The 18,548-nt window shown below is 73.9% G+C and carries 17 protein-coding genes; 14 read left to right on the forward strand and 3 right to left on the reverse strand.

All coding sequences use genetic code 11. From position 1 onward, the window contains the following. Positions 1–126 precede the first annotated feature (126 nt). Positions 127–627 carry a GNAT family N-acetyltransferase gene (locus ACIRRH_RS42760; protein ID WP_403078788.1) on the reverse strand — a complete coding sequence of 167 codons (501 nt, stop codon included), beginning with the start codon at positions 625–627 and terminating at the stop codon, positions 127–129. 222 nt (positions 628–849) lie between these two features. Here ACIRRH_RS42760 and ACIRRH_RS42765 point away from each other — a divergent pair, with 222 nt between their 5' ends. From ACIRRH_RS42765 to ACIRRH_RS42815, 11 genes are all read left to right on the forward strand, one after another. Further along, complete coding sequence (locus ACIRRH_RS42765; RefSeq protein ID WP_403078789.1) at positions 850–3,024, forward strand: UvrD-helicase domain-containing protein; 2,175 nt, start codon at positions 850–852, stop codon at positions 3,022–3,024. A 188-nt stretch (positions 3,025–3,212) separates the two neighbouring features. Continuing rightward, on the forward strand, positions 3,213–3,692 hold the full coding sequence (locus tag ACIRRH_RS42770; protein ID WP_403078791.1) for a GreA/GreB family elongation factor: 480 nt from the start codon (positions 3,213–3,215) through the stop codon (positions 3,690–3,692). Between the two features lie 309 nt (positions 3,693–4,001). Continuing rightward, positions 4,002–5,318, forward strand: a complete 1,317-nt coding sequence (locus tag ACIRRH_RS42775) for an MFS transporter (protein ID WP_403078793.1) — start codon at positions 4,002–4,004, stop codon at positions 5,316–5,318. Further along, entirely contained in the window at positions 5,306–6,142 is an 837-nt protein-coding gene (fdhD, locus tag ACIRRH_RS42780; RefSeq protein WP_403078794.1) for a formate dehydrogenase accessory sulfurtransferase FdhD, read from the forward strand. Before ACIRRH_RS42775 ends, fdhD begins: the two co-directional genes overlap by 13 nt. Then, entirely contained in the window at positions 6,143–7,060 is a 918-nt protein-coding gene (locus ACIRRH_RS42785; RefSeq protein WP_403078796.1) for a LysR family transcriptional regulator, read from the forward strand. 461 nt (positions 7,061–7,521) lie between these two features. Next, positions 7,522–9,171 carry an NRAMP family divalent metal transporter gene (locus ACIRRH_RS42790; RefSeq protein WP_403078798.1) on the forward strand — a complete coding sequence of 550 codons (1,650 nt, stop codon included), beginning with the start codon at positions 7,522–7,524 and terminating at the stop codon, positions 9,169–9,171. 54 nt (positions 9,172–9,225) lie between these two features. Next, complete coding sequence (locus tag ACIRRH_RS42795) at positions 9,226–9,495, forward strand: hypothetical protein (RefSeq protein WP_403078799.1); 270 nt, start codon at positions 9,226–9,228, stop codon at positions 9,493–9,495. 77 nt (positions 9,496–9,572) lie between these two features. Continuing rightward, the gene (locus ACIRRH_RS42800; protein ID WP_403078800.1) at positions 9,573–9,956 is read left to right on the forward strand and encodes a winged helix-turn-helix domain-containing protein; all 384 of its coding nucleotides are present in this window, start codon (positions 9,573–9,575) and stop codon (positions 9,954–9,956) included. Positions 9,957–10,001: 45 nt separating this feature from the next. Continuing rightward, a complete protein-coding gene (locus ACIRRH_RS42805; protein ID WP_403078802.1) occupies positions 10,002–10,244 on the forward strand; it encodes a hypothetical protein in 243 nt (80 codons plus the stop codon). 89 nt (positions 10,245–10,333) lie between these two features. Next, a complete protein-coding gene (locus ACIRRH_RS42810) occupies positions 10,334–12,091 on the forward strand; it encodes an ABC transporter permease (RefSeq protein WP_403078803.1) in 1,758 nt (585 codons plus the stop codon). A 14-nt stretch (positions 12,092–12,105) separates the two neighbouring features. Further along, complete coding sequence (locus ACIRRH_RS42815; RefSeq protein WP_403078805.1) at positions 12,106–13,467, forward strand: nitrate/sulfonate/bicarbonate ABC transporter ATP-binding protein; 1,362 nt, start codon at positions 12,106–12,108, stop codon at positions 13,465–13,467. A 4-nt stretch (positions 13,468–13,471) separates the two neighbouring features. Here the strand turns inward: ACIRRH_RS42815 and ACIRRH_RS42820 are convergent, their stop codons facing one another. Further along, positions 13,472–13,885 (reverse strand): ArsR/SmtB family transcription factor, encoded by a 414-nt coding sequence (locus tag ACIRRH_RS42820; protein ID WP_403078807.1) that lies wholly within the window; start codon positions 13,883–13,885, stop codon positions 13,472–13,474. A gap of 316 nt (positions 13,886–14,201) precedes the next feature. Between ACIRRH_RS42820 and ACIRRH_RS42825 the strand changes: the two genes are divergently transcribed. The 3 genes from ACIRRH_RS42825 (at position 14,202) to ACIRRH_RS42835 (ending at position 17,261) form a co-directional block, all read left to right on the forward strand. Beyond that, positions 14,202–14,948, forward strand: a complete 747-nt coding sequence (locus ACIRRH_RS42825; RefSeq protein ID WP_403078808.1) for a DUF4232 domain-containing protein — start codon at positions 14,202–14,204, stop codon at positions 14,946–14,948. A gap of 111 nt (positions 14,949–15,059) precedes the next feature. Beyond that, entirely contained in the window at positions 15,060–16,454 is a 1,395-nt protein-coding gene (locus tag ACIRRH_RS42830) for a helix-turn-helix domain-containing protein (RefSeq protein WP_403078810.1), read from the forward strand. A gap of 99 nt (positions 16,455–16,553) precedes the next feature. After that, positions 16,554–17,261: a TetR/AcrR family transcriptional regulator gene (locus ACIRRH_RS42835; RefSeq protein ID WP_403078812.1), complete on the forward strand. Its 708-nt coding sequence runs from the start codon at positions 16,554–16,556 to the stop codon at positions 17,259–17,261. A gap of 132 nt (positions 17,262–17,393) precedes the next feature. Here the strand turns inward: ACIRRH_RS42835 and ACIRRH_RS42840 are convergent. After that, positions 17,394–18,548, reverse strand: a 1,155-nt coding sequence (locus tag ACIRRH_RS42840; protein ID WP_403078813.1) for an amidohydrolase, incomplete at its 5' end; no start/stop codon positions are given.

An 18,548-nucleotide genomic window follows, 5' to 3' on the forward strand; every position in this document is an offset into this window, starting at 1 on the left:
CACGCCCCCCCCCCCCCCCCCCCCCCCCCCCCCCCCCCCCCCCCCCCCCCCCCCCGGGGCCCCCCCCCCCCCCCCCCCCCCCCCCCCCCCCCCCCGCTTCCGCCTGGACGAGTTGTTCCAAAAGGTTCAGGTCAGTTGCTTGTGCATGACGATGCAGGGTCGGCCGTGCTGGACATCGGGACGGCGGTCGATCTCCTGCCAGCCCAGCGAGCTCCAGAAGGCCAAGGCTGTCGGGTTGCTTTCCAGAACCGCGAGGCGAATGCCATCTCGGCCTTGGTGACGGAACCGGTCCTCGACCAGATCCACCAGCAGCCGACCTGCGCCTCGCCGGTGCTGATCCCCGTGCACGATCAGCAGCCCGATCCAGGGATACCCGTCCTTGGGGTGTCGATGCAGCAGGGAGACCAGGCCTGCGGTCCGGCCGTCGACGTCGCGGGCGAGCAGGACCTCGCAGCCCTCGGTGCCTACTTCCTCGCGCAGGTCGGCTTCCACCCGATCGGCCGGAATGTGCTCGGGATCGTACTCGCCGGCGGCGCGGCAGTACTCGGGATTGCTCCGGTAGATGCCGACGACTTCACCGATCTCGTCCGGAGAGAGACGGAGTGGGGAAAGAGTCAGTGTGGACATGCGGGCCAGGGTAACCAGCCGCGCCGCCATTGACGCCCGCATTTACGCCCGCGCGAAGAGGGCATCCAGGATCAGATTGCGAAGACCGACCTGGACACCCTCCTCACCTCCCGTCGACCCCCTCCCCAGGAGGCGTTCCAGCTGGTAGCGCGCGCCCGAGTGATCGCCGAGGCCAGTACAGTGAGCGCACTGCCCGTCCGAGTGAGGCGCAAGGGGGCCCGTGTGGCGACGCTGGGTATGCACCGGGACTTCCTGCTGGAGTTCGCGGCGCTGGAGAAGTCCGTGCAGCGGCGGGTGTTCGAGACCTTCGAGAAGTTCACCGAAGCCACGCACACCGGCATCCACCTGGAGAAGCTCACCAACCAGCGGGATCCCCGGATCCGGACCATCCGGATCACCGGTTTCTGGCGCGGGGTGGTCCTCAAGGAGGACGAGGGCGACAGCTACCTGCTCCTGAAGGTCCTCCCGCACGACAAGGCCAACGACTGGGCGTGCAAGCACCGGGGCTCGGTCAACACCGCCACCCAGGGCATCGAGATCCGCAACGACGTCGCACTGGAACGCGCCACCGAGTCCCTGAGGACCCTGGCCTCCGACGAGCCCCGGCGGCTCTTCGCCGGCCGTTCCGACAAGGTCCTGCGCAGCCTGGGCATCGACGAGGAGATCCTGCCGATCATCCGGCTGCTGCCCGACGAGGACCATCTGGAAGCGCTCCACCGGGTCCTGCCGGAGCAGCAGTTCGACGTCCTGATCGGCCTCGCGAGCGGACTGGAGCCGGCCGACATCGACCGTGAGATCGTCCAGGCGTACGCGCGGGCGGCGGCTCCGGTGAGCGCCGCGCAGCCCGGGGACGGGCTGGTCTCGGCGATGGCCCACGCGCGCGGCCGGGTCGCCCTGGTGTCCTGCCCCGAGGAGCTGCTGGAGATCCTGGAGCGCCCGTTCGACGCGTGGCGGATCTTCCTGCACCCGGCCCAGTACCGGATCGCCTACCGGGAGTCGTACAACGGGCCCGCCCGCGTCACCGGCGGCCCCGGGACCGGCAAGACCGTGGTGGCCCTGCACCGCGCCTACCACCTGGCGCGCCGGTTGCCGCCGGACGCACCCGACGGATCGATTCTGCTGACCACCTTCACCAAGGACCTCGCCGCGGAGCTGGAACGCTGCCTCACGCTGCTCGTCACGGACGAGCGGACCAGGGCGAAGGTCCGGGTGGTCACCGTCGACGCGTTGGCGAACGAGGTCCTCCGCCGCTCGCGCGGCGGCGCTCCGCTGAAGATCGTCTTCAACCAGCGTGCGGTCCTCGCCCGTTGGGGCCGGATCGCCGACCGGCTCGGGGTCGACTTCACCGACGTCTTCCTGGACCAGGAGTGGCGGCAGGTCGTCCTGGCCCAGGCGATCGAGAGCCCGGAGCAGTACCTGAAGGCACCCCGGACCGGCCGGGGCACTGCTCTCGGTCCGCTGAAGAAGGCCCAACTGTGGCGTGCGGTGGCCGCGTTCGAGGAAGATCTGCGGCAGACCGGCGAGTGGACGTTCCTTCAGGTCTGTGCGCAGGCCGCACGGGTGCTCGACGAACAGGACGACCGCCCGTTCCGGCACGTGGTGATCGACGAGGCGCAGGACCTGCACCCCGCGCAGTGGAGGTTCCTCCGCGCGGTCGTCGCGTCCGGACCGGACGACCTCTTCCTCGCCGGCGACCCGCACCAGCGGATCTACGGGAACAAGGTCTCGCTGCGCTCGCTCGGGATCCAGGTGGTCGGGCGGTCCTCCCGGCTGCGCGTCAACTACCGGACCACCCACGAGATCCTCAGCTGGTCCGCGTCCCTGCTCACCGGTGAGCGCCCGGACGACATGGACGGCGGGGAGGAGTCCCTCGTCGGCTACCACTCGACCCTGCACGGGGCACGCCCCGAGACGCACGGTCACGCCGACAAGGCCGAGGAGATCCGGGCACTCGTCGCCCGCATCGAGGAGTGGACGGCCTCGGGGATCGACCCGGAGGACATCGGCGTGGCCGCCCGGACCGTCCAACTCGGCCGCGACATCGCCCAGGCCCTGGAGCAGGCCGGAACACCGGTCTACCTGCTCGGCAACGCGCCGTCCCCCGGTGTGCGGATCGGCACCATGCACCGGATGAAGGGGCTGGAGTTCCGCTGCGTCGCCGTGGTGGGCGTGAGCGACGGCCTGGTGCCCATGCGCAGCGCGCTCACCCCGGTGGAAACCGACCCGCAGCAGCACCAGGAGGACCTCAACGGCGAGCTGAGCCTGCTCTTCGTTGCGTGCACGCGCGCACGCGAGGCCCTGCGCGTGTCCTGGCACGGCACACCCAGCGCCTTCCTCGGGCCGGCCATCCCGGCGCAGGCGTCACAGCCTCGGCCGGGCGAGCTGCTCACCCGCTGACCGGCCGCCCCGCCGAGACGCCGAGACGCCGAGGAGACCGTCCAGGACCAGACTCCCCGCGATGCGCCGGCCCGGCGCCGGCAGTTCCGCAGCCGAGGCCAGATACGGAGTTGCCCGGGCCCCGGTGGGGTGGGGTAATGGGAGGCGGCCGGTGTTCGAGTGTTCCGTGAGAGACCCGGGAGCTTGCCATGAGCGGTGGGCCGGAACCGATCAGTGCCGAGGGCCTGCGTGCGGTGCAGGAGGAATTGGCACAGCTGCGGGAGCAGCGAGGGAAGGTGGCCGCGACGCTGCGCGGGGTGGAGCCGACGGGGGATTCGGCGGATGCGGCGGACGAGTTGCAGCGGGCGTCGGAGGTGACCCGGTTGGACCGGCGGATCGCCGAGCTGGAGACGCGGCTGCGGGAGGCCGAGGTGGCCGGGGAGCCGTCCGCGCGCGTGGTGGGGGTGGGATCGACGGTGACCGTGCGGTTCGACGACGGCACGGAGGAGACCGTCGAGATCTCGGAGGTGGCGGAGGAGCGGGACCTCACCCTGGTGACCTTCGACAGCCCGCTCGGGAAGGCGCTGCTCGGGCGGCATCCCGGGGAGACGGTGAACTACGAGACCCCGGCCGGCGCGGCCAGCGCGGTCGTGCTGTCGATCGGCAGCGACGGCCCACAGGCGGGTTGAACCACCGCAGCAAAATTCCCGGCGCAATTCCCGGCGCAATTGCCGGACAACGGGCCGGCCATACCTGCCGCACGCTTGATAGGCGCCACTTATCGGGCCACAGGGACTGCCTCTTTGACGTGCCACGACGGCATGCCACACACTGGACGAGCGGCCCGGCGGAAGCGCCCGGAATCCCGGAAAGAAGGTGGCCCTCGCCCCTCTTTCCCGCACTGTGCCGGATTCACCGAGTTCACCGAATTCATCGAATTCGCGGGTGTTCCCAGCCGCCCGGAAAGTCCCGAGAGAGAAACCGAGCAGAGCGAGCAGATGCCCCCGTCCCGCACCGCCCGCTGGCTCCCGGCGGCAGCCGCCGTCGCCGTCGCCGCCTGGGGCGCCAACCAGTTCACCGCACTGGCCACCGTGTACCGGGCGCACACCGACTGGTCGGCGCTCTCGCTGGCCGCGATGTTCTCGGTCTACCTGGTCGGCCTGGTGCCCGGCCTGCTGCTGGGCGGGCCCGCCGCCGACCGGTACGGCCGGCGGCGGACGGTGCGCGCCGCGCTGGGCCTGTCCGCCGCCGCCAGCGTCGTCCTGGCCCTGGCGGACGAGCCGTCCGTGTACGCCGCCCGGCTGGCCACCGGCTTCGCGGCCGGGCTGGTCTTCCTGGCCGGCACGACCTGGCTGCGCGAGCTCTCCGGGCCCGCCGTCCCACCCGAGCAGGGAGCCCGCCGGGCGATGTACGCCACCGGTACGGGCTTCGCGGCGGGCGCGCTGGCCTCCGGGGTGATCGCCGAGTGGCTGCCCGGCCCGATGGTGCTGCCCGGCCTCGCCCATGCGCTGGGCTGCCTGCTGGTCCTGCGGGCCACCCGCGGGCTCCCGGAGACCATCCCCGCGGGCGGCACGCCACCGTGCCGCACGGCGGCCGTCCGCCACCCCCGGTTCCGCTACGTCGTCCTCCCCGCCAGCCCGGCCGTGCTCGGCGCCGCCACCGTGGCGTACGTGGTGCTGCCGCCACTGGTCGCCGACCGGGTGCCCGGCTACGCGCCGCTGTTCAGCGGCCTGGTCGCGGCACTGACCCTGGCCACGGGCGTGATCGCCCAGCCCTTCGCCGCCCGGCTGGACGACGCGGACAGCGCCCGGGCCACCCTCACCGCGATGGCCACCGTGATCGCCGGGCTGCTGCTCGGCGCCCTCGCCGCCGACCGCGACTCGGTGGGCCTGGTGGTGGCCGCCGCCGTCGTCCTCGGCACCGGGTACGGGCTGACGCTCGGCGCGGGGCTGCACGAGGTGGAGCGGCTGACCCCGCGGTCCTCCGGGCCGACCTCCGCCTCCCTCTACCAGAGCACCACCTCCAGCGGCTTCCTCACCCCGCTGCTGCTCGCCGGCACCGCCGGCCACGCCTCCTACCCGGCGCTGCTGGCAGGCATGGCGGCCGTCGGCCTGCTCTGCCTGGCGGTCACCGCCACGCACAGCCGCCGCCACCTGCCCGGGCCGGACCACCCCCCGGCACACCCGGACCACCCGACGCGCGAGGATGCATCCACAGAGTCCGCACGGATCGGACCGACACCGTCCAGGACCGGACCGACACCACTGAGCGTCGGGCCGACACCACCGAGGAGCCGACGACCATGGGCCGAGTGACCGTACCCCGCAGAGTGCTGCGCCTGCGCCAGGGCGCGCCCTCGTACCGGCCCGACACCCTGGCCGCCGAGGAGCCGATGGAGATCCGGGTCGGCGGGCGCCCGCTGACGGTGACCATGCGCACCCCCGGCAGCGACTTCGACCTGGCGGCCGGCTTCCTGGTCGGCGAGGGCGTGGTGCACGCCGCCGAGCAGGTGGCCGGCATCCGCTACTGCGCCGGCGCCACCGCCGACGGCGGCAACACCTACAACGTGGTGGACGTCCTGCTCGCCCCCGGTGTGCCCGCCCCCGACGCCTCGCTGGAGCGCAACTTCTACACCACCTCCTCCTGCGGCCTGTGCGGCAAGGCCAGCCTGGACGCGGTGCGCACCACCGCGCCGTGGAGCGTCGCCGAGGACGGGCTGCGCGTCACCCCCGGGCTGCTCTCCGCGCTGCCCGAGCGGCTGCGCGCCGCCCAGAAGGTCTTCGACAGCACCGGCGGCCTGCACGCGGCCGGGCTGTTCGACGCCGACGGGCGGCTGCTGTGCCTGCGCGAGGACGTGGGCCGGCACAACGCCGTGGACAAGGTGGTCGGCCACGCCCTGCGCGAGGGCCTGCTGCCGGCCCGCGGCACGGTGCTGATGGTCAGCGGCCGGGCCTCCTTCGAGCTGGTGCAGAAGGCCGTGATGGCGGGCGTCCCGGTGCTCGCGGCGGTCTCCGCGCCGTCCTCGCTGGCCGTGGACCTCGCCGAGGAGAGCGGGCTGACCCTGGTCGGCTTCCTGCGCGGCGACTCGATGAACGTCTACACCCGCACCGACCGCATCGACACCACCAGGGTCGAGTAGATGCTCTTCCGCCAGCTCGAGTACCTCGTCGCGCTCGCCCGCGAGCGCCACTTCGCCCGCGCCGCCCAGGCCTGCCACGTCTCCCAGCCCGCCCTCTCCGAGGCCCTGCGCAAGCTGGAGGACGAACTCGGGGTGCTGCTGGTGCGGCGCAGCCGCACCTACGAGGGCCTGACCCCCGAGGGCGAGCGGATCGTGCTGTGGGCGCAGCGCATCCTGGCCGACCGGGACGCCCTGCGGGACGAGGTGGACGCGCTGCGCACCGGCCTGAGCGGACGGCTGCGGATCGGCTCGGTGCCGACCGCCTCGGGTGCCGTCTCGCTGCTCACCGGGCCGTTCTGCGCCGCGCACCCGCTGGCCGCCGTGGAGCTGTCCACCGACCTGCGCTCCGATGAACTCCTGCGCCAGGTAAGGAACTTCGAGATCGACGCAGGCATCACCTACCTGTCCGGGCCGGGCACCGACGACCTGCGCACGCTCCCGCTCTACGAGGAGCGGTACGTCCTGCTGACCGGCCCGGCCGACGAGCTGGCCCGGCACCCACGGGCGACCTGGGAGGAGGCCTCCCGGCTGCCGCTGTGCCTGCTGCATCCGGGCATGCAGGGCCGCCGGGTGCTGGACGAGGTGTTCGCGGGCCTCGGGCTGGAGCCGACGCCCCGGGTCGAGACGGACTCGGTGGCCTCGCTCTTCGCCCACGTCCGCACCGGGCACTGGGCGAGCATCGTGCCGTACGCCTGGCTGCACGTGTTCGGCGTGCCGCACGGGATGCAGGCCGTCCCGCTGGCCGAGCCGGCGCACAGCGCGCCGATCGGGCTGGTGATCGCCGCCCGGGAGCCCGGCTCGGTGATGGCCCGCGCACTGCTGGAGGTCGCCCGGCGCACCGAGGTGGCCGCCGTCCTCGGCAGCCTGCCGGGCGCGTGACCGCTCGCCGCACCTGCCCTTCGTCCGCGCGCCCAAAGGTAAAGGTTCTACCAAGTGCGCAAGTATGGCCCTCAGGCGGGGCTAAGCTCTGACGAGTTGGGGTGAACCGGCGGTCGCGTCGCGCGGGCCGGTGAACTCCTTGCCGCGTCGACGACACGCACCACGGGGTGCGCCGGCCGGGAGGAGGCGAGAGACATGGATTGCAGTAGTCCGGGCCACAGTTGCCCCTGCCCCCGCTTGCCCTCGTACACCTCCGGCATGCGGTAACACCTTTCCCTGCACGACGTCCTGACGATCCGTCAGCCACGACGACATGTCACTTCCGCACGCGGCTTCGCCGTGCCCGCACGCCACCCGTACGGGCCGCGCCGCCGCGCGCCGATGCGCCGTGCCCGCCTGCAGGGAACGCTGCCGCCTGCCTCCGACCCGCCCCGCCCGTCCGGGGCCCAGGGAGGAACCCCATGACCACCCACGCCACTCTCGACTCCACGGTCCCCGAGCCGCGTTCGGCCGTCCTGGACGACGCGCACCTCGGCGACATCAAGGGCGCGCTCGGCACCATCCGGCTCGACGACGACACGCCCCGCCAGGGCCTGTCGGCGCGGCTCAGGACCCTGCTCGCGATCGTCGGCCCCGGCCTGATCGTGATGGTCGGCGACAACGACGCCGGCGCCTTCTCCACCTACGGGCAGGCCGGCCAGAACTACGGCACCCAGCTGCTGTGGACGCTGCTGATGCTGGTCCCGGTGCTCTACGTCAACCAGGAGATGGTGCTGCGCCTGGGCGCCGTCACCGGCGTCGGGCACGCCCGGCTGATCCTGGAGCGCTTCGGCAGGTTCTGGGGCGCGTTCAGCGTCATCGACCTGTTCCTGCTGAACGCGCTGACGCTGGTCACCGAGTTCATCGGGGTCACGCTCGCGGCCGGGTACCTGGGCCTGCCGAAGGTGGCCTCGGTGGTGCTGGCGGCCGGGATCATCATCGCCTCGGCCTTCACCGGCTCCTTCCAGCGCTTCGAGCGGGTCGCCGTCACGCTGTGCATGGGCTCCCTGCTGCTGGTGCCGATCTACTTCATGGTCCACCCGAAGACCTCGCAGATGGCGCACGACTTCGTCGTCCCGAGCATGCCGGGCGGGTCCGGCCAACTCGCGGCCGTGATGCTGGTGATCATCTCCATCGTCGGCACCACCGTCGCCCCGTGGCAGCTGTTCTTCCAGCAGTCCTACGTCATCGACAAGCGGATCACCCCGCGCTTCATGAAGTACGAGAAGGCCGACCTGTGGATCGGCATCGTGATCGTGATCGTCGGCGCCGCCGCGATGATGGGCTTCACCGCCGCCTCCTTCGCGGGCACCGACGGCTTCGGCCAGTTCTCCGACGCGGCCGCCGTCGCCCGGGGCATCGAGGACAAGGCCGGCCACCTCGCCGGCGTGCTGTTCGCCATCGCGCTGCTGGACGCCTCGATCATCGGCGCCTTCGCGGTGTCCCTGTCCACCGCGTACGCGATCGGCGACGTGTTCGGCATCAAGCACTCGCTGCACCGCGGGGTCAAGGGCGCCAAGGGCTTCTACGGGATCTACGCCGGCCTGGTGGTCACGGCGGCGGCGATCACCCTGCTGTCCACCGACTACACCCAGGGCCTGATGACCCAGTTCGTCCAGGTGCTGGCCGGGGTGCTGCTGCCCTCCGCGACGGTCTTCCTGCTGCTGCTCTGCAACGACAAGGCCGTGCTCGGCCCCTGGGTGAACGGCCCCAGGACCAACGCCTTCACCTCGGTGGTGGTCGGTGTGCTGGTGATGCTCTCGCTGATCCTCACCGCCGCCGTGGTCTGGCCGGACATCAGCTCCGGGGCGATCCTGTGGATCATGGCCGGCTGCGGCATCGCCGGCGTCCTCGTCGCCGGGTACTCCTTCACCTTCGGCCGCCGCGGCACCAAGGAGGACCAGGTCGACCGCACCGGCCGGGAGAGCTGGCGGATGCCCCCGTTGGAGACCCTCGACAAGCCGGTGATGTCCACCGCCCGCAAGGTCGGCATGGGCGCCCTGCGCGCCTACCTGTTGCTCGCGATGGCCATGGTCGTCGTCAAGATCGTCCAGACCGCGCTGAGCCACTGAGCCGACCGGCTCGCGCATTCCCCGTCCACTGTCCTGTCACGGAGGTGACCTGCCATGACCGTCGTCGCCGCTTTCCGGCCCGCCCGTCCGTCCACCGACCGGGGCCGACTGCGCTCCGTCCTCGCCGCCGTGGGCCGACGCCTGGCGGCGAGCCCGCTGGACAGCAGCGTCCTCCGGGCCGCCCCGGCTCCGGCCGCCGGCCCGGCGGGCGCGGGCAACGGCCCGGCGGGCGCGGGCGCCGGCGGGCTGCGGGCCCGCTGGCGGACCGTCGCCACCCCGGCCGGGACCACCCGGCTGGAAGCCACCTGGCACCCCGGCCGCTGAGCGGCCCGCGCTGCCCCGCCCGCCCGCGTCCGCCCGCCCCCGTCCGCCCGCCCAGACCCCGAAGGAGCCCCTCCGCCATGGCCCTGCGCTACCCCAGGCTCGACGCCCTCTACTCGGACCACCCCGCCCCGGGCCGGCGCCCGGCCCCGCGGCCCGCTCCCGCGCCCGGCCTGGTGGTGGACACCGAGCAGCGCACCGTCACCGTCGAGGGCCGTCACCTCACCATGCCGTACCTGGAGTTCGAGCTGCTCGCACACCTGGTCGGCAACCCCCTGCGGGTGCACTCCCGGCGCCAGCTGATGCAGACCGTCTGGGGCCGCCCGGACTCCGGCGACTCCCGCACCGTCGCCACCCACATCGCCCGGATCCGGCGCAAGCTCGGGCCCGGGCACCGGGAGGCGATCGCCACCGTCCGGCAGATCGGCTACAAGTACGACCCCCGGCTGGCCCGCACCGCCTGACCCCCGCCCGAGAAAGCACGACGACCACCCGAAGGAGGACCCGCGATGACCCGACCCGTCCTGTTCCCCCGGACCGGCAGAGGGACCGCGCTGTGCGGCGTCCTGCTGCTGATCACCGCCGAAGGCCTCGCCGTCGGCCTCGCGCAAGGCCCGCTGCGGCACTTCCTGTGCGGCGCACTCATCGGCGCCTCGCTCGCCGGGCTGCTGCTCGCCGTACTGCTGGCCACCAGCCGGCAGCGGGCGGGCGCCGCGGCCCGGCGGCGCACCGGATCCGCTCCCGCCCGGTAGGCCCGGGGCAGCGGCCCCGGGGCGGTACGGGTTTGCACACGGACGTACCGAGGGAGCAGACTGCCCGGGTTTGCGCCGGAGGTACCGCCATGACCCTGCTGAAGTCCGCCCCGGGCCTGTCCCGGGGCCCGCTGCCCACCCGGACGGCGAGCCGCCTCGGCGGGCGGCTGTGGGTGGACCTCGTCGTCGCGGCCGCCGTCCTGGTGCTGCTCCACCTCGCGCTGCGCCTCGGCCAGGGCGGCACCGTCCGGTTCTCCACCGCCCCGAACGCGGCCGTCGACACCGACCCGGCCCGGCTGCCGTACGACGCGGTGCGCTCGCTGCTGCGGATGTTCGCCGCGCTCGCCGTCTCGGTCGTCTTCACCTTCTGCTACGCCTACGCCGCCGCCCGCAGCCGCCGGCTGGAGCGGGTGCTGATCCCGGCGCTGGACATCCTCCAGTCGGTGCCGGTGCTCGCCTTCCTGAGCGTCGCGGTCTCCGGCTTCCTCGCCCTCTTCCCCGGCTCGATGCTCGGCCTCGAATGCGCCGCCGTGTTCGCCATCTTCACCTCCCAGGCGTGGAACATGACCTTCGCCCTCTACCAGGCGCTGGTCTCGCTGCCGCGTGAACTCGACGAGCTGTCCCGCTCGTTCGGCTTCAACCGGTGGACGCGGTTCTGGAAGGTCGAACTGCCCTCGGGCATGATCGGCCTGGTCTGGAACGGCATGCTCGGCTTCGGCGGCGGCTGGTTCTTCCTGGTCGCCTCGGAGGCGATCAGCGTCGACAACCAGCGGTACGCGCTGCCCGGGGTCGGCTCGTACGCGGGCGCGGCCATCGCCGCCGGGGACCTCGGCCGGGTCGGCTGGGCGATCGCCACCATGGTGGTGCTGGTGGTCGGCGTCAACTTCCTGTTCTGGCGGCCGCTCACCGCCTGGGCCGAACGGTTCAAGAACGAGCAGTCCGAGGCCACCGAGGTGCAGCGCTCGATCGTGCTGGACCTGCTGCGCCGCTCCCGCCTGCCCGCCGCGCTCGGCGGGGCGCTGCGCCCCGCCGGACGGGCCCTGAACCGGGCCGGGCGGGTGTTCGGCACCGCCGACCGCCCACCGGCCGTCGACCCGGGCCGGCGGCGGGCCGGGGACGTGGCCTTCGCCCTCGTCGCGGGCGGCATCGTGCTGTGGGGCGTCGTCGACCTCGGCGGCTACCTCGCCGACCGCACCGGCCTCGGCGTCTTCGGCGAGCCGCTGCTGCTCGGTCTCGCCACCCTCGCCCGGGTGGTCGTGCTGGTCGCGGTGGCCACCGTGGTCTGGGTGCCGATCGGCGTGAAGATCGGCTTCTCGCCCCGGCTCACCAGGATCGCCCAGCCCGTCGTCCAGGTGCTGGCCGGCTTCCCCGCCAACTTCCTCTTCCCGTTCGCGGTCTGGCTGCTGCTGCGCACCGGGGTGTCGATCGACCTCGGCGGCATCCTGCTGATGGCCCTCGGCTCCCAGTGGTACATCCTGTTCAACGCCATCGCCGGCGCCATGGCCGTCCCCGCCGACCTGCGCGAGGCCATGGACGACCTCGGGGTGCGCGGCCTCCAGCGCTGGCGGCGGCTGGTCATCCCCGGGATCTTCCCGTCGTACGTCACCGGCGGCATCACCGCCTCCGGCGGCGCCTGGAACGCCTCCATCGTCGCCGAGGTGGTCACCTTCGGCAGCACCACCCTGACCGCGACCGGCCTCGGCGCGTACATCGCCCGCGCCGCCGAGCACGGCGACCACCCGCACCTGCTCGCCGGGGTCGCGGTGATGACCCTGTACGTCGTCGCCCTCAACCGCCTGCTCTGGCGCCGGCTGTACCGGCTGGCCGAGCGCCGCTACTCGCTGTAGTCCGGAGTCCGCCGATGCGCTTCCCGTTCCGTTCCCGCGCCGCCGAGCCCGTCCCCGGTCCCCTTCCCGTTCCCGAACCGGACGACGAGGTGCTGCTGGAGACCGTCGGCCTGACCAAGGCCTACGCCGGGGCCGCCGGCGAACTGCCGGTGCTCTCCGGCATCGACCTCACCGTGCGGGCCGGGGAGATCGTGGCCCTGCTCGGACGCTCGGGCTCCGGCAAGTCCACCCTGCTGCGCTGTCTGGCCGGCCTCATCCCGCCCAGCTCCGGCACCGTCCGCTACCGCGGCACCCCGCTCGCCGGCGCCAACCCCGGCACCGCGCTGGTCTTCCAGACCTTCGCGCTGCTGCCCTGGCTGACCGTCCGGCAGAACGTCGAGCTCGGTCTGGAGGCCCGCGGGGTGCCACCCCTGGAGCGCGCCCGGGCCGCCGCCCAGGCCATCGACCTGATCGGCCTGGCCGGCTTCGAGTCCGCCTACCCCAAGGAGCTCTCCGGCGGCATGCGCCAGCGGGTCGGCTTCGCCCGGGCGCTGGTCGTCGAACCGGACGTGCTGATGATGGACGAGCCGTTCTCCGCGCTCGACGTGCTCACCGCCGAGAACCTGCGCGGCGAGCTGATGGAGCTGTGGGACTCCGGCCAGTTCCCCACCCGGGCCGTCGTCCTGGTCACCCACAACATCGAGGAGGCGGTGCTGATGGCCGACCGCATCGTGGTCCTCGGCGCCCGCCCGTACGGAACCATCCGGGAGACCGTCGAGGTCGCCCTGGAGCGGCCGCGCGACCGCGACTCGGCCTCCTTCGACGAGCTGGTGGACCGGGTGTACCGGATCATGACCGGCCGGCCCAAGGACACCCGCCCACCCGGCCGCACCGACCCCGACCGCCGCACCGTCGCCGGCACCCCGCTGCCCCCCGCCGGCGTCGACGGCCTCTCCGGTCTCGCCGAGACGATCGCCCACCGGGGCGGGAGCTGCGACCTGGCCGGCCTCGCCGACGAACTCGGCCTGGACATCGACGACCTGCTCCCCCAGGTCGACGCCCTCGACCTGCTCGGCTTCGCCGAGGTCCACGGCGACGACCTGCTGCTCACCGAGGCCGGCGCCGCCTACACCGGGGCCGACGCCCAGGACTCCCGCGCCGTCTTCGCCGCCGCGGCCCTGGAGGTCCCGCTGATCAAGCTGATCGCCAACAGCCTCGGCGGCCGGCCCGGCGCCACCGTCCGCACCGGCTTCCTGCGCGACCTGCTCGGCCGCCACTACACCGTCGAACAGACCGACCGGCAGCTGGAGACCGCGACCGACTGGGGCCGCTACGCCGGGCTCTTCGTGTACGACGCCGACCGGCAGGAGTACCGGACGGAGTCCCCGGGCCGCTGAGGACTCAGCCTGTCGCCGGGCGGCGGCGCACCGCCCGGGCCGCGCGGGCGAAGGGCTGCGGCGCGGTCGCACCGGCCGCGGCGGCACCGCCGTCGTCGCCGCCGTCGCGGCGCGCGGGCAGGTCGTGGGCGATCAGGGCGGCCTCGGTGAGCAGCCCGCTCACCTCGGTGGCCCGGTAGAAGATCCGCGTCCCCTCCCGCCGCGCCACCACCAGCCCGGCCGCCCGCAGCTTCGCCAGGTGCTGCGAGGTCGACGCCACGTGCGCCCCCAGCAGCTCGGCCAGCTCGCTCACCGGCAGCTCCCGACGGCTCAGCGCCCACAGCAGCCGGTACCGCGACGGGTCCGCCACTGCCTTCAGCACCGCCACCGCCCGCTCCGCCACCTCGGCGTCCCAGGCCTCTTCCCGCGCACCACCCATAGAGGGATCGTACCGAGGTGCACCGGGCGTGGTCGGCGCACCTCGGCGGTGGACAGGCACCCGGCCCGCAGCGGCCGGAGCCCCGGACGGGAGGAGCGGCGAAGCGGCGAACAGGGCCCCGGAGCGTTCCGCAAGACCGTTCCAGGCAGGTGTGAAACCGCAGGTCAGAGGGGGTGGAACCGTTCCAGCGTCCCGGCTTGGCCGGGAAGCCTGGCGGACCGGCCCGGCGGCGGACCAGAGTGCTGCTCAGCGGTCGGCGCCGATGGCCCGCCGCCCGGTCCACTCCTTCATCCGCAACCGTTACGGGGGAACCTCCATGTCCGCTCGCCGTGCCGTGTCCGCTCGCCGCGCCCTGTTCGTGCCCGCCGCCCTCGCCCTGGGCGCCGCCCTCACCCTGACCGCCTGTGGGCCCGACAACGGCGACGCCGCCCAGCCCGCGAAGCCCACCCAGTCCGCCGCGCCCGCCGCCCAGCCGACCGCCGGCGCTCCCGCCCCGGCCCCCGGGAGCCCCTCCGCCGCCGCACCCGCCGGCGGCAGCTCCGCCCGCCCCAAGAGCCCCGCGGCCCCCGCCACGGGCGGCGGGAGCGCGGCCGGTGGCGATGAGGCCTACGCCTACACCCACCCCTGCAAGGCCGACAAGCTGACGGTCAAGGTGACCACCCGGGCCGAGGCTCCCAACCAGCGGGTGATCGAGGTGCACAACCAGGGCACCACCTACTGCGGCCTGAGCTACTACCCGCTCATCAGCCTCGGCAGCTCGAAGGCCCCCAACCACGGCAACGACCTCACCCCGCTGGTTCCGGGCGGGCTGGGCGGCCCGCCCGCCCACGCACTGGCTCCCGGCAAGAGCACCTATGCGGTGGTCGACCTCAACCCCGGCAGCGGCGCCGTGGCCGACGTGGACGAGCTGAACGTCCTGCCCGACGACCAGATGCCCAACGCCGACACCCGCAACTTCCCGCTCGGCGCCGGCGCGAAGGTCGGCAAGCAGCCGAAGCTCGGCCTGTACCGGGAGAGCGTCGCCGACGCGGCCGCCTCCACGGAGACGGCCGGCCGCAGCTGACCTGCCGCCTCGCACGACTCCCCTGCTCAGAGCCCCGCTCGGGCCTGCCGGTACGGTGATCCGCACATCGACGGCATCCCGGGCCAGGCCGGGGTGGGGGAAGGGCAGCAGATGAGTGTGGAGACCGAGGAGTTCGCGGCGATGCTGCGCGAACTCAAGGAGCGTTCGGGCCGCAGCTACGGGGCCCTGGCCACCCGGCTGCACGTCAGCACCTCCACCCTGCACCGCTACTGCAACGGCGCCGCCGTACCGACCGAGTACGCGCCGGTGGAACGGCTGGCCCGGGTCTGCGGAGCCGGCACCGAGGAACTGGTCGAACTGCACCGCCGCTGGATCCTGGCCGACGCGGCCCGCCGCCGGGAGACCTCCTCCGCCGGCACCCCGACCGCCACCGCAGCGGCGACCGCACCGCAGCCGCAACCCGAGCCGGAGCCGCAACCGGAGCCGGAACCGCAGCACCGGCCGGCAGCCACACCCGACCCGCGGTCCGCCGCCGCGCCGGAGGAGGAGGAGGAGGAGCAGGAAGTGACGATCACCCACCCCGCGTCCCCGCCCGCCGGACCGCGCCGCCTCGCCCGCACCCGGGTGCTGCTGAGCGCGACCGCCGTGGTCGCGCTGGCCGCCGTGGTCTCCGGCTTCCTCCTGCGCGACACCGGCGGCGCCGACGGCACCGGCGGCACCCCGAACGCGTCCGCCTCCTCGCCCGCCGCCCCGTCCGTCGCCCCGTCCGTCGCCTCCACCGCCGCACCGTCCGTCGCCTCCACCGCGGCGGCGGACGGCACCGCACCCACCGGTGCCCCGGCGCCACCGGCCCCCGCGGGCTCCGCCACCGCGGACACCCCGTCCGCGAGCGCCTCGGCGACACCCGACGAACCCCCCGCGCCCTTCCACGTCAGCGTCCTCAACAACAACTGGGGCAGCCCCTGCGACCAGTGGTTCCTCTCCGCCCGCTCCCCCGCCCAGGTGACCCCGCCCCCGTCGTCCTCCGGCCGGATCGACAGCTGGGCCGCCTCCCAGCGGCTGGTCCCGGCCGGGCACCTGCGCATCGAACTGACCGCCCTGGGCGACAGCTCGGACACCGTCGTGCTGAACACCATGTCCGTGCAGGTGGTCAGCACCCGGCCCGCCCCCAAGTGGAACGCCTACACGCCCGGGTCCGGCTGCGGCGGCGGGCTCGAACCGGCGTCCTTCGCGGTCGACCTCGACGCGGCCACGCCGCGCCTCGTCGCCGTCCCCGGCCGGGAGGGCGAACGGAAGACCGGTACGAAGGACTTCCCGTACCGGATCTCGGCCACCGACCCGCAGGTCATCGACGTGGACGCCTCCACCCGCTCCCAGGACGTCAGCTGGTTCCTCGAACTGGTGTGGACCGCCAAGGACGGCCGCAAGGGCACGATGCGGGTGGACCTCGGCGACCAGCAGCCGTTCCGCACCGTGGGCATGCAGGGCGCGCCGAACTACTTCCACAACGGCACCTCCTGGGCCCCGGCCCGCAACGGGGGCTGAGTCCGGCCGACGGCCGGGGGCACGGGCGGGGGGCGGGAGATGCCCGTGGAGGCGTCCGCCCCCTGGCCTACGTCAGCGGCATTGACATAGCCTCTGCGCATGACCGACCGCGTAGTCCCCGAACCGCAGCGACGCCGGCGCCGTCCCACCAAGCAGGGCGTGGTGCTGTCCGCCGAGCTGATCGTCGACACCGCGATCCGGCTGATCGGCCGGCACGGCGCCGAGGCACTCACGGTGCGACGGCTCGGCGCCGCGCTCGGTGCCGACCCGAGCGCGGTCTACCGCTACTTCCACAGCACCGACGACCTGCTGATCGCCGTCGCCGACGAACTCATCGGCCGCGCCCAGCACGGCTGGCAGCCCACCGGCGACTGGCGCGCCGACCTGCGCGCCATCGGCCTGCGCATCCACGCCAGCTACCAGGCCCACCCGCAGGCCGCCATCCTCGCCGCCCACCGCACCACCGGCCGCACCCACGAGATCGCCGCCGTCGAGACGGTCCTCGGCATCCTGCGCACCGCGGGCTTCCCGGACCCGGAGGCCGTCCGGATCTACCACGCCTTCGTCGACCAGAGCCTCGGCTTCGCCGCCCTGGACGCCGCCACGCTCGCCCTCCCGAGCGCCGCCCAGAGCGCCGACCTCCAGGTCTGGCAGGCCTCCTACGCCCGGCTCGACGCCGCCGACCACCCGCACATCGCGGCCACCGCCCACCTGCTCACCGCCGACATGCCCCGCAGCGGGTACCCGTACGCCCTCGACCTGCTGCTGGAGGCGGCCGAGGCCCGACTGCGGGCGGCCGGCGGCTGAGGCCGGCGGGGCCACCGGGGGTCACGGCCCGCCGCTCCACGCAGCACCGCACCACCCCGCCCGGGAACGCGAACGCCGTCGGTGGTGAGCCCCCGTGCGCTCACCACCGACGGCCGCCCGTCCGTTCCCCGGTCAGTCCGTCGCGTGCACCAGCTCCCCGCCGACGTACGTCCGCAGCACCCGGGCCTGCGCGATCTCCTCCGGCGGCCCGGTGAGGATGTCCCGGTCGAGCACCACCAGGTCCGCGAGCCGTCCGGCCGCCAGCACCCCGGCGTCGTCGTGCCCGTTCAGGTAGGCGGTGCCGGCCGTGTACGCGGCGATGGCCGAGCCCAGGTCGAGCCGCTGCTCGGGCAGGAAGACCCGCCCGTCGGTGGCCTCCGGCTCCATCCGGTTGACCGCCACGTGCAGCCCCTCCAGCGGGCTCGGGCTGCTCACCGGCCAGTCGCTGCCGGCCGCCAGGGTGGCGCCGGCCCGCTGGAGGGCGCCAAACGGGTACTGCCAGGCGGCCCGCTCCGGCCCGAGGAAGGGGATGGTCAGCTCGTCCATCTGCGGCTCGTGCGCGGCCCAGAGCGGCTGGATGTTGGCGACGGCGCCGAGCCGGGCGAAGCGCGGGAGGTCGTCCGGGTGGACCACCTGGAGGTGGGCGAGGTGGTGCCGGGTGGCGCGCCGCCCGTTGGCGGTGCGGGCGGCCTCGACGGCGTCCAGCGCCTCGCGCACGGCCCGGTCGCCGAGCGCGTGGAAGTGCACCTGGAAGTCGAGCGCGTCCAGTTCGGTGACGTACCCGCGCAGCGCCGCCGGATCGACGAAGCTGAGGCCGGAGTTGGCGGTGGCGCAGCCGCAGCCGTCCAGGTACGGGCTGGTCATCGCGGCGGTGAAGTTCTCCGCGATGCCGTCCTGCATGATCTTCACCGAGCCGGCCCGGAACCGCCCGTGGCTCAACTCCTCGCGCCGCCGCACGAGTTCGGGGATCTGCTCGGCGCCCCGGTCGCGCTCCCACCAGAGCGCGCCGGTCACCCGGGCGGTCAGCGCGCCGGAGCGGGCGGCGGTCAGGTAGGCGTCGGACGGGTCCGGCTGGCCGTTGAACTCGCCGAGCAGCGCGTCCTGCCAGCCGGTGATGCCGAGCGAGTGCAGCAGCCGCTGGGCGCGCATCAGCCCGTCCAGCCGGTCGGCGGCGGTCGCGGGCGGCAGCAGCCGGGCGACCAGGGCGGTGGCGCCTTCCTGGAGGGTGCCGCTCGGGGTGCCGTCGGGCTCGCGCTCGATGCGGCCGTCGGCGGGGTCGGGGGTGTC

It is taken from the genome of Kitasatospora sp. NPDC101235, from assembly GCF_044767505.1.
In the GTDB taxonomy this organism is placed as follows: Bacteria; Actinomycetota; Actinomycetes; order Streptomycetales; family Streptomycetaceae; genus Kitasatospora.